Annotated in this window: 12 protein-coding genes; 3 read left to right on the forward strand and 9 right to left on the reverse strand. The window is 67.5% G+C overall.

What is annotated here, in order from left to right; translation table 11 throughout:
- Positions 1-248 precede the first annotated feature (248 nt).
- Positions 249-1,736: a DEAD/DEAH box helicase gene (locus VH569_RS02410; RefSeq protein WP_423313737.1), complete on the forward strand. Its 1,488-nt coding sequence runs from the start codon at positions 249-251 to the stop codon at positions 1,734-1,736.
- Between the two features lie 88 nt (positions 1,737-1,824).
- Here the strand turns inward: VH569_RS02410 and gstA are convergent, their stop codons facing one another.
- The 7 genes from gstA to VH569_RS02445 all read right to left on the reverse strand — a co-directional run bounded on the left by gstA (position 1,825) and on the right by VH569_RS02445 (position 8,756).
- Complete coding sequence (gene gstA, locus VH569_RS02415; RefSeq protein WP_423313739.1) at positions 1,825-2,439, reverse strand: glutathione transferase GstA; 615 nt, start codon at positions 2,437-2,439, stop codon at positions 1,825-1,827.
- A gap of 79 nt (positions 2,440-2,518) precedes the next feature.
- Positions 2,519-3,343: an acyl-ACP desaturase gene (locus tag VH569_RS02420; RefSeq protein ID WP_423313741.1), complete on the reverse strand. Its 825-nt coding sequence runs from the start codon at positions 3,341-3,343 to the stop codon at positions 2,519-2,521.
- Between the two features lie 273 nt (positions 3,344-3,616).
- Entirely contained in the window at positions 3,617-4,033 is a 417-nt protein-coding gene (locus tag VH569_RS02425) for a F0F1 ATP synthase subunit epsilon (RefSeq protein ID WP_109048033.1), read from the reverse strand.
- 146 nt (positions 4,034-4,179) lie between these two features.
- Positions 4,180-5,601: a F0F1 ATP synthase subunit beta gene (atpD, locus tag VH569_RS02430; RefSeq protein WP_098739061.1), complete on the reverse strand. Its 1,422-nt coding sequence runs from the start codon at positions 5,599-5,601 to the stop codon at positions 4,180-4,182.
- Between the two features lie 86 nt (positions 5,602-5,687).
- Positions 5,688-6,572, reverse strand: a complete 885-nt coding sequence (locus VH569_RS02435) for a F0F1 ATP synthase subunit gamma (protein ID WP_423313744.1) — start codon at positions 6,570-6,572, stop codon at positions 5,688-5,690.
- Positions 6,573-6,657: 85 nt separating this feature from the next.
- Positions 6,658-8,187: a F0F1 ATP synthase subunit alpha gene (gene atpA / locus VH569_RS02440; protein WP_098739059.1), complete on the reverse strand. Its 1,530-nt coding sequence runs from the start codon at positions 8,185-8,187 to the stop codon at positions 6,658-6,660.
- Positions 8,187-8,756 (reverse strand): F0F1 ATP synthase subunit delta, encoded by a 570-nt coding sequence (locus VH569_RS02445; RefSeq protein WP_098739058.1) that lies wholly within the window; start codon positions 8,754-8,756, stop codon positions 8,187-8,189. Before VH569_RS02445 ends, atpA begins: the two co-directional genes overlap by 1 nt.
- 383 nt (positions 8,757-9,139) lie before the next feature.
- On the opposite strand from VH569_RS02445, the gene VH569_RS02450 reads away from it, so the two are divergent.
- A complete protein-coding gene (locus VH569_RS02450) occupies positions 9,140-9,535 on the forward strand; it encodes a hypothetical protein (protein ID WP_098739057.1) in 396 nt (131 codons plus the stop codon).
- Between the two features lie 110 nt (positions 9,536-9,645).
- Here the strand turns inward: VH569_RS02450 and VH569_RS02455 are convergent, their stop codons facing one another.
- The gene (locus tag VH569_RS02455) at positions 9,646-10,152 is read right to left on the reverse strand and encodes a cache domain-containing protein (protein ID WP_423313747.1); all 507 of its coding nucleotides are present in this window, start codon (positions 10,150-10,152) and stop codon (positions 9,646-9,648) included.
- A 210-nt stretch (positions 10,153-10,362) separates the two neighbouring features.
- Positions 10,363-12,669, reverse strand: a complete 2,307-nt coding sequence (locus tag VH569_RS02460; protein ID WP_423313749.1) for a primosomal protein N' — start codon at positions 12,667-12,669, stop codon at positions 10,363-10,365.
- A 105-nt stretch (positions 12,670-12,774) separates the two neighbouring features.
- Here VH569_RS02460 and fsa point away from each other — a divergent pair, with 105 nt between their 5' ends.
- The gene (gene fsa / locus VH569_RS02465) at positions 12,775-13,431 is read left to right on the forward strand and encodes a fructose-6-phosphate aldolase (RefSeq protein WP_063635338.1); all 657 of its coding nucleotides are present in this window, start codon (positions 12,775-12,777) and stop codon (positions 13,429-13,431) included.
- Positions 13,432-13,447: the final 16 nt, after the last annotated feature.

Raw genomic sequence — 13,447 nt, forward strand, 5'->3', positions numbered from 1 at the left:
GCCGCCAAGCCTCCGCCTGTTCAGACGAACCGGCACGGCGCACCCCTGCCGCGCGCCGAGTTTGCTTGCCAAATCAAGCCATCGGCCCTATCTGTCCGGGGTCGGACGGCGCCCGGCGCCGCGCAGGACTTGCGCGCGCCTGATCGCCCGCCGCCCGACGGCTCCGCGCCAACCCGCCGCGGAGCGCGCAAGCCCGGCCGCTCCCTCCTGGCGCGGCCCCCATTCTGGTGACCAGGACCATCGCTTCCATGACCGAATTTTCCGGCCTCGGCCTGATCGAGCCTCTTCTGCGCGCCGTCGCCGAGGAAGGCTACTCCACGGCCACGCCGATCCAGGCCGGCGCCATCCCGCTGCTGCTGGCCGGCCGCGACGTGCTCGGCCTCGCCCAGACCGGCACCGGCAAGACCGCAGCCTTCACGTTGCCGATCCTGCAGCGGCTGTTCCAGAACAAGAAGCGCGTGGCCGCCAAGTCGCCCCGCGTGCTGATCCTGACGCCGACGCGCGAACTGGCGCTTCAGATCGGCGACAGCTTCACCACCTATGGCCGCCATCTGCCGATCCGCCGCACCGTCATCCACGGCGGCGTCGGCCAGAGCCCGCAGGTCTCCGCCATCGCCCGCGGCGTCGAGGTGCTGATCGCCACCCCCGGCCGCCTGCTCGACCTGATGGCGCAGAACCACGTCAATCTCGGCACCATCGAGTTCTTCGTCCTCGACGAGGCCGACCGCATGCTCGACATGGGCTTCATCCGCGACGTGCGGAAGGTGGTCGCGGTGCTGCCGAAAGACCGGCAGACCCTGCTGTTCTCCGCCACCATGCCCGACGCCGTGGTGGACCTCGCCAACAGCATCCTGACCGATGCCGAGCGCATCGAGGTGACGCCGCAGTCGACCACGGTGGAGCGCATCAACCAGCGCGTCCTGTTCGTCGACCGCGCCGACAAGCGCCGCCTGCTGGCCGATCTGCTGGAAGATTCGGCGATGGCCCGCACCATCGTCTTCGCCCGCACCAAGCACGGCGCCGACCGCATCGCCGACCATCTGAAGAAGGCCGGCATCACCGCCGACGCCATCCACGGCGACAAGTCGCAGTCTGCCCGCGTCCGCGCGCTGGAAAGCTTCCGCAACGGCGAGCTGCGGGCGCTGGTGGCGACCGACATCGCCGCGCGCGGCATCGACATCGACGGCATCAGCCACGTCATCAACTTCGACCTGCCGAACGAGCCGGAAAGCTACGTACACCGCATCGGCCGGACCGCGCGCGCCGGCACCGACGGCAGCGCGGTGTCCTTCTGCGACCATGAAGAGGTCGGCTATCTGAAGGACATCGAGAAGACGATCCGCCAGCCAATCCCGGCCGACACCACCCATCCCTACCATGCGGTGGAGGTGGCGCAGATCCACGCGTCGTCCAAGCCGCCGCCCCGCCCCAAGGCGCCGGGCAGCAATCGCAACCAGAACAACCGCAACCAGCAGCAGGCCCGCCCCGCCGCGCCGAAGGCGGCGCCCAAGGCTGCCCAGCAGCCCGCCAAGGCGCCGCAGAAGGCCGGCAAGCCGGCCGGCGCCCCGCGTCCGGACGCCGCCCGCAACGACCAGACCCGCCACGACCGCCGCCCGGCCCCGCACGCCGTGTCGCATGGCAACAGCCATGGCAGCGGCAGCGGCAAGCAGGCGTCGCGTGCGGCCGGCACCCCCGGCGGCAACACCCCGATGCGGCGCAAGCCCAACGCCGCCTGACCCCGACAGCGCGCCCACAAGGAAAAGGCCCCGTCTCCAGCGAGACGGGGCCTTTTTTCATCCGGTCCTCATCCAGGCCAGCCGGCGTTCAGCCCTGGGCTTCGGCAGCGTGCGCCGCCTGCACCGCCGGACGGGCGGCGACGCGTTCGGCGAAGGCCGTAAGGTTCGGGAAGGGCGACAGGTCGAACTTGATGCGCGGCAGCCAGCTCAGCACCGTGTAGGCATAGGCGTCGGCGACGGTGAAGCTGTCGCCGGTCAGGTAGGCTTTGCCCTCCAACTGCTGGTTCAGCACCGCCAGCTTGCCGCTCAGGACCTTGGTTGCAAATTGGCGGTGGGTGTCGGACACCACGTCGTTCAACATCGGGAAGAGCGGGACGACACCCTTGTGCAGTTCCGACCCGATGAAGTTCAGCAGTTCCTGCACGCGGTAGCGCTCCATCGTGCCGGCCGCCGGGATCAGGCCGCTGGCCGGCGCCTTGTCGGCGATGTACTGCACGATCACCGCACCCTCGGTCAGGATGCCGCCCTCATCGAGCGCCAGGGTGGGCACCTGCCCCTTCGGGTTCACCGCGCGAAAATCGCTGCCGTCGGCCAGCGTCTTGGTCACGAGATCGACCTTGACCAGTTCGAAGGGCAGTCCCGCTTCGCGCAGGACGATGTGCGGCGACAAGGAACAGGCGCCCGGCTTGTAATAGAGCTTCATGTCTCCGGAACCCTCTTTGGGTGGTTGGCGCCGCAATGGCTACTCCAAAGAGGGCGGCGCCGCCAGCTTTCCCGAGGGATCAGACGGCCTGCGCCGCCAGCTTCCGCGCCTGACGGTCGATGAACCACCAGGCCCCGCGGGAGGCAACGCTGCAAAGGCGGGTGTGCGGCTTCAACCCGCAGGCCTTGAACACCATGGCGATGGCACGGTCGACATGCTTGCGGCGATAGCGGCCGAACGCCCGGCGCTTGTAGGCGGCGTTGTAGAGCTTGTGCTCGTAGACGGCGTCGGCCGGCGCGTTGGCCGCGTAATAGGCATAGGCCAGTTCGTCGTCCTCCGACTCACCGATGCGCGACAGCGCCACCTTCAGCCGCTGGACCTTGTTCAGCCCTTCGCGGTCCAGATACTTCTTGGCGTAGGTGTAGAAGATCTTGTAGTGGCGCAACTCGTCGGCGGCGATGTTGCGGCAGATCTCCTTCAACACCGGCTCGTCGGTCGAATCGCCGATGGCGGCGTAATAGGAGCTGGTGCCGGTCTCCACCATGCAGCGGGCGATCATCTCGCCGGTGCGCGAACCACGGACCGAGGCGTCGAGGTCGATCGGCACGCGATAGCCGGCGCGGAAGCGCTCGACCGCCGCCCGGAAGTCGAAGGTCGGGTCAACCAGCTCGGCCCAGCGGCCCAGCGCCTCGCCATGCTGGACCTCCTCGACCGACCAGGCGTGGGCGGCCTCCTGGAACTCAGGATCGTCGCTGAAGACGTTGCACAGATAGGCGGTGTAGTCGTCGGCGTTGAACTCCACCAGCGCCGCCGCCTTGATCAGCGGAAGCAGGTCCGGATCGATCTTGCTGGCATCGAAACGGTCCCAGGGAAGCTCGTCGATCCGCCAATGCGCACGCGCCATGATCCGCTCTACCGCCTCGTTTTGGGCCGCCCTGCCGTGGCGGCCGGTTCATATCGGGAAAGGTTCGTTCCGGGAAAGGGTCTGTCTCCCGTGTCCCCGTCTTTTGCCGTCGGATGCGGCGGGGTTCACGGTTCAGGCCTTCGAATGTAATCGGTCTTCGCCGCGATGCAACCAAGTCGCAACGGAAAACGGGCGGCCTGGAAGCCCAAGCCGCCCGTTCCGTCGAAGAGATGTATGCCGTTCGCCCCAATGCAGGCCGACGGCCGCTGCCGCTCAGTGAGCGGAGCCCTGGCTCAGCGCGTCCAGCTTGGCACGCGCGACGGCCAGCTTGGACTCGGCGGCGGCCCGCTCGGCGTCGGACTTGCTGTCGTCCAGATCCTCGGACAGGTCCTTGATCTGCTTCTCGACCGCGGCGCGGTCCAGATCGGTCAGCGCAACCGCTTCCTCGGCCAGGACGGTGCAGCGGGCTTCGGTGACCTCGGCGAAGCCGCCGGCGACGAAGACGCGGTCGACGATGCGGTCGCCTTCATAGACGTCGATGACACCCGGACGCACGGTCGAGATCATCGGCGAATGACCGGCGAGGACGCCGAAATCGCCTTCCGAACCCGGCACCACGACCATGTCCACGGGCTGCGACTTCAGCAGCTTTTCCGGCGAGACCAGCTCGAATTCGACTTTATCGGCCATGGGTTTCCTGGTGCCTCTTCATAGGAACCCCCTCCCCCGCTGACGGAGGGAGGGGGTGTGCTGATGTCGATTTCCGCCCGGCCGTCTCACGCCTCTTCACAAGGCCGATGGGGCCGGGTCGGAATGCCGCAATCCCTGGTGTGGGATCAGGCGGCGGCCAGCTTCTTGGCCTTGGCGATCGCCTCGTCGATGGTGCCGACCATGTAGAAGGCGGCCTCCGGCAGGTGATCGTAGTCGCCGTTCACGATGCCCTTGAAGCCCTTGATGGTCTCCTCGAGCGGGACCAGCACGCCCGGGGTGCCGGTGAACACCTCGGCGACGTGGAACGGCTGCGACAGGAAGCGCTGGATCTTGCGGGCGCGGGCGACGACCAGCTTGTCCTCTTCCGACAGCTCGTCCATGCCCAGGATGGCGATGATGTCCTGCAGGGACTTGTAGGTCTGCAGAACCTTCTGCACCGAACGGGCGACGCCGTAGTGCTCCTCACCGACGACGCGCGGGTCGAGGATGCGGCTGGTCGAGTCGAGCGGGTCCACGGCCGGGAAGATGGCCATTTCGGCGATCGAGCGCGACAGCACCGTGGTGGCGTCCAGGTGGGCGAAGGAGGCGGCCGGGGCCGGGTCGGTCAGATCGTCGGCGGGCACGTAAATGGCCTGCACCGAGGTGATCGAGCCCTTCTTCGTCGAGGTGATGCGCTCCTGCAGGGCGCCCATGTCGGTGCCCAGCGTCGGCTGATAGCCCACCGCCGACGGGATGCGGCCCAGCAGAGCCGACACTTCCGAACCGGCCTGCGTGAAGCGGAAGATGTTGTCCACGAAGAACAGCACGTCCTGGCCTTCCTCGTCGCGGAAATATTCCGCGAGCGTCAGGCCGCTCAGCGCGACGCGGGCGCGGGCGCCCGGCGGCTCGTTCATCTGGCCGTACACCAGGGCCACCTTGGAGCCCGGGCCGTCGAGCTTGATGACGCCCGACTCGATCATCTCGTGGTAGAGGTCGTTGCCCTCGCGGGTACGCTCACCCACGCCGGCGAACACCGACACACCGCCGTGCGCCTTGGCGACGTTGTTGATCAGCTCCATGATCGTCACGGTCTTGCCGACGCCGGCGCCACCGAACAGGCCGATCTTGCCGCCCTTGGCGTAGGGGGCCAGCAGATCGATGACCTTGATGCCGGTGATCAGCACTTCGGCGTCCGTCGACTGGTCGACGAAGTCCGGGGCCTGACGGTGGATCGGCAGGGTGCGGGCGGCGTTGACGGCGCCGCGCTCGTCGATCGGCTCGCCGATGACGTTGATGATGCGGCCGAGCGTCTCCGGACCGACCGGCACGGCGATCGGGTTGCCGGTGTCCGTCACTTCCGAGCCACGCACCAGACCGTCGGTGCTGTCCATGGCGATGGTGCGGACCGTGCTCTCGCCCAGGTGCTGCGCCACTTCCAGAACGAGGGTCTTGCCGTCGTTCTGGGTGTGCAGGGCGTTCAGGATCGCCGGCAGGTCGCCGCTGAACTGCACGTCCACGACAGCGCCCGTGACCTGCGTGATCTTGCCGACAGAATTGGTGGTGGCCATGGAGTAAAGCTCCCTAGGAACTCGGTAAGTGTCGGTATGCCGTCGCCGGCGCAAATGGGCTTGACCCTACGGGTCGGATGCCGCCGTTACAGGGCCTCGGCACCGGAGATGATCTCGATCAGCTCCTTGGTGATGTAGGCCTGGCGCGTCCGGTTGTAGGTGATCGTCAGCTTGTTGATCATGTCGCCGGCGTTGCGCGTCGCGTTGTCCATCGCGGTCATCCGGGCGCCCTGCTCGGACGCGGCGCTCTCCAGGAGGGCGCGGTAGATCTGGATGGACAGGTTGCGCGGCAGCAGTTCGGCGAGGATCTGCTCCTCGTCCGGCTCGAACTCATAGAGCGGCTTCACCTCGTCGGTGGCCGCGACCGCCTCGCCGGGGACGGCGAACGGAATGAGCTGCTGAACCGTGACGATCTGGGAGATCGCCGACTTGAACTTGTTGAAGACGACGGAGCAGACGTCGAACTCGCCGGCGTCGAACATCGCCAGCACCTTCGTCGCCACCATGTCGGCGTCGCTGAAGCCGAGCCGGCGGCGGCCGACATCCTCGTAGCTCTCGACGATCAGCGAGGCGAAGTCGCGCTTCAGCTGGTCGCGGCCCTTGCGGCCGACGGTCAGCACCTTGACGGTCTTGCCCTCGCCCTGCAGGCGCGTGATCTGGCGCTTGGCCTCGCGGACGATGGAGCCGTTGAAGGCGCCGCACAGACCACGGTCGGAGCTGATGACGACCAGCAGATGCACCTTGTCGGCGCCCGTCCCGGTCATCAGCTTCGGCCCGTTGCCGCTGTCCTGCACGTTGGCGGCCAGGGACGACAGCATCCGGCCCATACGCTCCGCGTAGGGACCGCTGGCTTCCGCCTGCTCCTGGGCGCGGCGCAGCTTGGAAGCCGCAACCATCTTCATGGCCGAGGTGATCTTGCGCGTCGACTGGACGCTCGCGATCCGGTTCTTTAGGTCCTTGAGGTTAGGCATGCCGGCCCTTCAATTCCGCTCGAGGTCGTTCCGTGACCGTCTTTAAGACGGTGGGGGGCGGTTTCCCGCCCCCACGCGCGGTCGGTCAGGCGAAGACCTTGGCGAAGCCGTCGAGGAAAGCCTTCAGCTTCTCTTCGGTCGCCGAGGTGATCTGCTTGTCGGTGCGGATCGCCGCCAGGATATCGGCGCCCTTGGCGCGGATTTCCGACAGGAACTTGGCCTCGAAGCGGTTGACGTCCTCGACCTTGATGGCGTCCAGGTAGCCCTTCACGCCGGCGAAGATCGACACGACCTGCTCTTCAACCGGAAGCGGCTGGAACTGCCCCTGCTTCAGCAGCTCGGTCAGACGGGCGCCACGGGCCAGCAGGCGCTGGGTCGAGGCGTCGAGGTCCGAGGCGAACTGGGCGAAGGCGGCCATCTCGCGGTACTGCGCGAGTTCCATCTTGATGGTGCCGGCGACCTGCTTCATCGCCTTGATCTGGGCGGCGGAGCCGACGCGGCTCACCGACAGACCGACGTTGATGGCAGGGCGGATGCCCTTGTAGAACAGGCCGGTTTCCAGGAAGATCTGACCGTCGGTGATCGAAATCACGTTGGTCGGGATGTAGGCGGACACGTCGCCGGCCTGGGTTTCGATGACCGGCAGGGCGGTCAGCGAGCCGTTGCCGTGGGCGTCGCCCATCTTGGCGGCGCGCTCCAGCAGGCGGCTGTGGAGGTAGAACACGTCGCCCGGATAGGCTTCGCGGCCCGGCGGACGGCGGAGCAGCAGCGACATCTGACGGTAGGCGACGGCCTGCTTGGACAGATCGTCGTACACGATCAGGGCGTGCATGCCGTTGTCGCGGAAATACTCGCCCATCGTGCAGCCGGTGTACGGCGCCAGGAACTGCAGCGGAGCCGGCTCCGACGCGGTGGCGGCGACGACGATGGAGTATTCCATGGCGCCGGCGTCTTCCAGGGTCTTGACGATCTGGGCGACGGTGGAGCGCTTCTGGCCGACGGCGACGTAGATGCAGTAGAGCTTCTTGCTCTCGTCGTCGCCCTGGTTGATCGGCTTCTGGTTCAGGAAGGTGTCGATGACGACGGCGGTCTTGCCGGTCTGACGGTCACCGATGATCAGCTCGCGCTGGCCGCGCCCGATCGGAACCAGGCTGTCGACGGCCTTCAGGCCGGTCTGCATCGGCTCGTGCACCGACTTGCGCGGGATGATGCCGGGGGCCTTCACTTCCACGCGGGTGCGGGTCACGTCGACCAGCGGGCCCTTGCCGTCGATCGGATTGCCCAGGCCGTCCACGACGCGGCCCAGCAGGCCACGGCCGACCGGAACGTCGACGATGGTGCCGGTGCGCTTGACGGTGTCGCCTTCCTTGATGCCGCGGTCGTCGCCGAAGATCACGATACCGACATTGTCGGTCTCGAGGTTCAGCGCCATGCCCTGCAGGCCACCCGGGAACTCGACCATTTCGCCGGCGCGGACGTTGTCCAGGCCGTGCACGCGGGCGACGCCGTCACCCACCGACAGGACCTGACCAACCTCGGCGACATCCGCCTCGGTCCCGAAATTCGCGATCTGCTGCTTGAGGATCGCAGAGATTTCTGCGGCGCGGATATCCATCAGACTGATCCCCCTGAGGCCTTCATGGCGAGTTGCAATTTGTTCAGCTTCGTTCGCACCGAGGTATCGACCATGCGCGAGCCGAACTTAACGATCATGCCGCCGATCAACTCCGGATCGACGGAGGTGTTCACCAGCACCTTGGAACCGATGGACGCCTTGAGCGCGTCGATGACGGCGTTGCGCTGGGCATCGCTCAGCGGCTGGGCCGAGGTGACCTGCGCCGTGACCTCGCCGCGGCGCCGGGCCAGTTCGGCCAGGAAGCCTTCGATCATGCCGTCGATCGAGAACAGGCGGCGGTTGGCCGCCACCAGCCCGATGAAGCGCTTGGTCAGATCGGACACGCCGGCGCTGTCCAGGACAGCGGCCATGGCCTTGCCCTGGTCGGCGCGGCTGATGACGGGGCTGCGGACGAGGCGACGGAGGTCAGCGCTCTCGGCCAGGATCTGCTTCAGCGTGGTCAGATCGCTCGCGACCGTGTCCAACGCCTGGTTTTCGTCCGCAAGCTCGAACAGCGCGATGGAGTAACGCGCGGCGAGTTCGGATACGCCTGTTCCTTCGGATGCCACCTGATCCCTCGAATTGAGTTCGGTAGACGGTGAATTCGGCGGCCTTATAGGGTGTCAACCCGAGGCACAAACACCCCGGCCGCGAAAGCGAGCGGTCCAATATCACAGGAATCGCGCCCACGCAACGGGGTCTGGACAATTTGGCTGCGGCGTTTTGAGCAACTGCGGAATCATTGGTCGCAACTGCGTTCGCCAATGACTCGAGTCGCTCTCGACTGGTCATACCGGCTGTGACTTCGATGTGGCCCTATTGCCTGTTTAATTCAAGGTTAACCAATCTGATCCACGGTCGGCCGGAACCGCGCGGGTGGGCGATCCGACCTTGGTTTCCCGTCACTTTGCCCCGCCGCAGCCGCTCCAGGCGACCAAGGACCTTATCCGCGATGACCATCCTGCCGACGACCGACACCGTTGCGACTGCCGACGCGGACACCGCCGCCGGCGCCGGCTCCCGCGGGGAAGAGCGCGGGGCGACCGTCATCCAGTTCTGCCGCGCCCGCTTTACCCCGGACGATATGGATGCCTTCGCCGCCGTGGCCGAACCGAAGATTCGCGACGGTCATTGGGTCGGTGTGCTGCGCGAGTCGGGACGCGATCACGACCGGCTTCTGGTGCTGCTGCCCGAGGTGGACCGCCCCGTCTTCCGCTTCGAACGCGACGCCAAGGGCCGCTACAGCCTGTCCTTCCACGACCGGTCGGGCTGGTACGGCATCGGCGCCGGCGACAGCGCCGCGGACTGCCTGTCGATCTGGCGCCCGCGCCGCCCGCGGGCTTTCTGACCCGCTTCAGGCCTGGACCGGCGGCCGCCCCGAAATTTCACCATGTAAAAAAGTGACGTGCGGCAACCCGCCGCACCGGTTTCACAAACACCTCAACGATACACGGCACCTCAGCGATAGACGCCGACCGCCAGCATATATGGCTTGCCGTTCAGCACCAGACGGCGGGCATGCATCGTCTTGCGCGCGACATGGCCCGTCAGCGGATCGATCCATCGATAGGTGACGTCGGTCCGTCCGTCGCGCGCCACCCCGTCCAACGCCTCGCGGATGAAGGGCTTACCCTCGATGTCGTGCAGTTCGTTCAAGTTCGACCCGTTCAGCGTCGCGGTCCAGCCATGGGCGACCATCACCCCCTTGTCGTCCAGCAGCATCGGGTAGAGGTCGCGGTCGGTGAAAGCGCTATCATGGCCGGCAAACGCTTCGGCCGCCGCGTCCGGACCGATCCGCTCCAGCAGCTGCTGGGCACGGTCGATCATCGTCAGCGCCTCGGCATCGGTGCCGCGGGTGCGGGCCGGGGCGCCGGCGGCGAACGCGATGACCACCAGCAGCAGAAGAACCGGCAGCACGGTCAGCAGGGTTTGCCGCTGAACGCGCAGACGAAGCTTGGAGAGCATGCCGACCATCAGCCCGAACCTGTCCCTGTGACGTTTGGCTCCGCGGGTTTCATCCCGGCAGGGATGTTTGGATTCGGAACCATCCCTGTCGTGGTAATACCATGCCCCGCGCTGTGCAACGGGCCAAACGTCACAGGTGCCATGCCGGATCGCCCGCGGGACCGCATCGTGTCAATTCGCCGCAGCCTGGTCCGATCGCATTAACCGCACCTAAAGAAAGCTGTAGGGATCGACATCGATCTGCACGCGGATGGCCGGCGGGATCTCCACCCGGTCCAGCCACTCCGCGATCAGCGGCTGAACCTGGGTGCTGCGCGGCGCCTTCATCAGCAGGCGGCGGCGGTGCCGCCCGCGCAGCAGCGCCAGCGGCGCCGGGGCCGGCCCCAATATATGGACGGTGTCGCTGCGCGGTGCCGCGCGGCCCAGCGCCATCGCCACCCGCTCCACCAGCGTCGGATCCTCACCCGACACGATCAGCGCCGCCAGCCGGCCGAAGGGCGGCATGCCGGCCTCCAGCCGCATCTCCGCCTCCAACTGATAGAAGCCGTCGCGGTCGCCGGCGGCCAGCGCCTGCATCACCGGATGTTCGGGCATGAAGGTCTGCAGCATCACCCGGCCCGGCCGCTCGCCGCGCCCGGCACGTCCCGCCACCTGATGCAGCAGCTGATAGGTGCGCTCCGCCGCCCGCAGGTCGCCGCCGTTCAGCCCCAGATCGGCATCGACCACCCCGACCAGCGTCAGCATCGGGAAATGGTGGCCCTTGGCCATCACCTGGGTGCCGATGATGATGTCCAGCTCGTGCCGGCCGATGCTTTCCACCATCTCCTGGATGGCGCGCGGGCCGTGCAGGGTGTCGGACGCCATGATGGCGGCGCGGGCGTCGGGGAACAGCTCCGCCACCTCCTCGGCGATGCGCTCCACCCCCGGACCGCAGGCGGCCATCGTCCCTTCCTCGCCGCAGTCCGGGCAGGCATGGGGCAAGGGCTGCTGCAAACCGCAATGGTGGCATTGCAGCTTGCGGGCGAGCCGGTGCTCCACCAGCCACGCCGTGCAGTTCGGGCACTGCATGCGGTGGCCGCAGGCGCGGCACAGGGTCAGCGGGGCATAGCCGCGGCGGTTCAGGAACAGCATCGCCTGTTCGCCGCCGGCCAGCGTGTCGGTCAGCGCCTTGCGCAGGCTGGGCGCCAGCCAGTGCCGGGCCGGAGGACGGTCGCGCCGCAGATCGACCAGTTCCACGTCGGGCAGCACGGCGCCGCCATGGCGGGACGGCAGCTCGATCCGGGCATAACGGTGGCTGTCGGCATTGACCTTGGTCTCCAGCGACGGCGTGGCCGACACAAGCACGATGGGCAGCCCGCCGAGATGCGCCCGCGCCACCGCCATGTCGCGGGCATGGTAGATCGCCCCCTCCTCCTGCTTGTAGGCGGAGTCGTGCTCCTCATCGACGATGATGACGCCCAGGTCGGGATAAGGCAGGAACAGCGCCGAGCGGGCACCCACCACCACCGGCACCTCGCCCTTCGACACCGCGCGCCAGGTGTCGCGGCGCTGCGCCCCGGTCAGCTCCGAATGCCATTCCGCCGGCGGAGCGCCGAAGCGGCGGGCGAAGCGGTCGAGCCACTGGGCCGACAGCGCAATCTCCGGCAGCAGCACCAGCGCCTGTTTGCCCTGTTCCAGTGCCGCGGAGATCGCCTCGTAGTAGACCTCCGTCTTGCCCGATCCGGTGACGCCGTCGAGCAGGACGGTGGAATAGCTCCCGGAGATCACCCGCTCGCGCAGATCGTCGGCGGCCCCCTGCTGGTTCGCCGACAGGGTCGGTCCGGGCCGGCGCCAGTCCGGTCGGCCGAGCCGCGTCGGTTGCAGCATCACCGGGTCGAGCAGCCCGGCCTCGGCCAGCCCGCGCACCACCGTCACGCCGCAGCCGGCCTCCTCGGCCAGTTCCGCCGGTGTCCGCGGCGGCCCATCCGTCAGCAGCGCCAGGATGCGCTTGCGCGGGTCGGTCATCTTGAAGCCGGGCGGCGGTTCCGCATCCGGCTTGCGCAGATAGGCCAGCATCGGCTTGGGCGGCTCCAGCGCCGACGGCACGCTGACCGCCATGCGCAGGACGAAGCCCGGAGGCGTCATGGTGTAGGCGGCGACCCATTCGACGAAGCGGCGGCCGACCTCGGTCATCGGCGGCACATCGAACCGGCGCACCACCGCCTTCAGCCGGCCGGACTCCACCGTCCCGGCGCCGGGACCCCAGACCACGCCGATCAGCCGGCGCGGCCCCAGCGGCACCTCAACGAAATCGCCGGGAACCAGCGTCATTCCGTCGGGCACGCGGTAGTCGTAGGCCTCGCGCAAGGGCAGCGGCAGCAGCACGGCGACGCGGCGGTCGGGCCCGTGCTGCTGCGGCTTCGCCGGGAAATCTGCGGAATTTGCCGTGGAATCGCCTTCGGGCTGCCCCGTTTCGGGCGCGTCCCCAAGAAGATCCCCCTGAAAGCCCGGGGCGGAACTGGCGGAAATCGAACGCATCGGCTAGAGTGGCCTCATGTCCCGGGCACCGGGCGGGACGGCGCGTCGGTCAGCTTTCCGGCGCGGCCGGTTCCGGTCAACATCAGCAAGCATGGACCCTTCGTCATGAAGTTCTTTGTCGACACCGCCGACATCGCCGAGATCCGCGATCTGGCCGATACCGGTCTGCTGGACGGTGTTACCACCAACCCCTCCCTGATCGCCAAGTCCGGCCGTCAATTCCTCGACCTCGTGGCCGAGATTTGCGACGTCGTCAACGGTCCGGTCAGCGCCGAGGTGGCGTCCACCGACTTCGAGACCATGCTCGCCGAGGCCCACAAGATCGCCAAGATCTCCCACCGCGTCGCGGTGAAGGTGCCGCTGACCCCGGCCGGCCTGAAGGTCTGCAAGATCATCTCGTCCGAAGGGACGATGGTCAACGTCACGCTGTGCTTCTCCCCCGCCCAGGCGATCCTGGCGGCCAAGGCCGGCGCCAGCTTCGTCTCGCCCTTCGTCGGCCGCCTGGACGACATCGGCCAGGACGGTATGGGCATCATCAAGGACATCTGCGAGATCTATAACAATTACGACGCCTTCAAGACCGAGGTGCTGGTCGCCTCGATCCGCAACCCGATGCACATCGTCAAGGCCGCCCGCCTGGGCGCCCATGTCGTGACCGCGCCGGCGTCGGTGCTGAAGCAGCTGTTCAACCACCCGCTGACCGACAAGGGTCTCTCCCAGTTCGTCGAGGACTGGAAGAAGACCGGCCAGTCGATCCTGTAAGGCGGGCCGGAGCGAT

The organism is Azospirillum sp. 11R-A (assembly GCF_049472615.1).
Taxonomy (GTDB): domain Bacteria; phylum Pseudomonadota; class Alphaproteobacteria; order Azospirillales; family Azospirillaceae; genus Azospirillum; species Azospirillum palustre.

Bases quoted from the DNA above. Each gene is read 5' to 3' on its own strand.
- VH569_RS02410 (WP_423313737.1), top strand. From the start codon at position 249: ATGACCGAATTTTCCGGCCTCGGCCTGATCGAGCCTCTTCTGCGCGCC.
- gstA (WP_423313739.1), bottom strand. From the start codon at position 2,439: ATGAAGCTCTATTACAAGCCGGGCGCCTGTTCCTTGTCGCCGCACATC.
- VH569_RS02420 (WP_423313741.1), bottom strand. From the start codon at position 3,343: ATGGCGCGTGCGCATTGGCGGATCGACGAGCTTCCCTGGGACCGTTTC.
- VH569_RS02425 (WP_109048033.1), bottom strand. From the start codon at position 4,033: ATGGCCGATAAAGTCGAATTCGAGCTGGTCTCGCCGGAAAAGCTGCTG.
- atpD (WP_098739061.1), bottom strand. From the start codon at position 5,601: ATGGCCACCACCAATTCTGTCGGCAAGATCACGCAGGTCACGGGCGCT.
- VH569_RS02435 (WP_423313744.1), bottom strand. From the start codon at position 6,572: ATGCCTAACCTCAAGGACCTAAAGAACCGGATCGCGAGCGTCCAGTCG.
- atpA (WP_098739059.1), bottom strand. From the start codon at position 8,187: ATGGATATCCGCGCCGCAGAAATCTCTGCGATCCTCAAGCAGCAGATC.
- VH569_RS02450 (WP_098739057.1), top strand. From the start codon at position 9,140: ATGACCATCCTGCCGACGACCGACACCGTTGCGACTGCCGACGCGGAC.
- VH569_RS02455 (WP_423313747.1), bottom strand. From the start codon at position 10,152: ATGCTCTCCAAGCTTCGTCTGCGCGTTCAGCGGCAAACCCTGCTGACC.
- VH569_RS02460 (WP_423313749.1), bottom strand. From the start codon at position 12,669: ATGCGTTCGATTTCCGCCAGTTCCGCCCCGGGCTTTCAGGGGGATCTT.
- fsa (WP_063635338.1), top strand. From the start codon at position 12,775: ATGAAGTTCTTTGTCGACACCGCCGACATCGCCGAGATCCGCGATCTG.